This window comes from Candidatus Burkholderia verschuerenii (genome assembly GCF_001189365.1).
Lineage (GTDB): Bacteria > Pseudomonadota > Gammaproteobacteria > Burkholderiales > Burkholderiaceae > Caballeronia > Caballeronia verschuerenii.
This window is the reverse complement of the sequence record NZ_LFJJ01000392.1, coordinates 1-1,250: the sequence shown is the minus strand read 5'-3', so window position 1 is coordinate 1,250 and position 1,250 is coordinate 1. Positions and strand designations below refer to the sequence as shown.

The window sequence follows — 1,250 nt, the reverse complement described above, 5'->3', positions numbered from 1 at the left end:
CGTCACATTAGCAAGCGTCGGGGAGATCACTCCACCTTGCGGCGTGCCTGCGGTTGTCGACTGCAACTGGCCCTCGTACACCAGGCCAGCCTTCAACCACTTCTGGAGGATGCCTTTGTCCATCGGGACATTGGCGATCAGCCACTCGTGGTTGATCCAGTCAAAGCAGCCCTTGATATCCGCCTCCAGCACCCACTGGGCCGAAACCCGTTTGCACATGGTCTTGAATATCTGGGACATGGCATCAGCCGTCGAGCGATTGATCCTGAACCCATAGGAGTTCGGGTCGCTCGTGGACTCTGCCACCGGCTCCAACGCCAGCAGATACAAAGCTTGCATCGCCCTGTCCCGCATGGTCGGAATGCCCAAAGGACGTTCCTTTCCATTGGCCTTGGGGGTAAAGACCACTCCGTAGTGGCAGTGCCCTATATCCGCGCCGCTTCAACCTGCCGACAGCTTCCCATCGGCTTTCAGGCGAATCCCACAGGTCACGATCGACTCCCGCCGTTCGCGCACCCTGGTTTTGCGTAACACGTCGTACCGCATACAACTTCGCGGACAACGTGCGGATCAACAGCCGTTGCAGGGCTTTCACCCTACGCCAGTCGCTTTCCCGCGTCGCCTTCGCAATTCGGAATCTGCATCCCTCTCACGTTCCGTTCAATCCGACGCCAATCTACGGCGTGCCAGTTGTCCGGCGCGCGTGAAAGCGCAGACCCAGTCTTCCGACTAGATACTCTCATGCTGCTCTCCCGCTAAGAAGTGAATCCCCAGCGAAGCGCAACGCCCCCTTGCGGGAGCGTTTGCTCCCGCAAGGGGGTTAAAGCCAACACTAACGACTCGAAAGTCGCCAGCAATCACTATTTGCTAGAGGGTAGTCAGCCATCTTGCGACGGTAGACCAGACGGAAGTCTGCCCGCTTTCGCGTGAGGTGATGTTCCAACCTCTATGCATCCCATTACAGGACACCCTTCGCTTTTTCCGTCATCCCATACCCGCACAGTCAACAGCGTCCCTTGCGGTCCGCCTGCCTACAATTCTCCGTAGGCGACCATACGGGCTTACCACGTTCCCGATATGACACACGACTGACTTAGGTTCTGCCTATTCCCCGGCGGTGCAACGACGACGTAACCCGACCTTTAAGCGGGGTATCCGACCGCTTACCTTTTGGCTTGTGCCACGCAGCAGCTTAGGCACGATCCTTATCACGAGGTTTATCAGCAGTTCACATTCGTTAACCGTATCAG

1 pseudogene is annotated in these 1,250 nt (G+C 57.4%); it reads right to left on the bottom strand.

What is annotated here, in order from left to right:
• Positions 1-743, bottom strand: a pseudogene (locus BVER_RS29105) (reverse transcriptase N-terminal domain-containing protein); the annotation flags it as partial.
• Between the last annotated feature and the right edge of the window lie 507 nt (positions 744-1,250).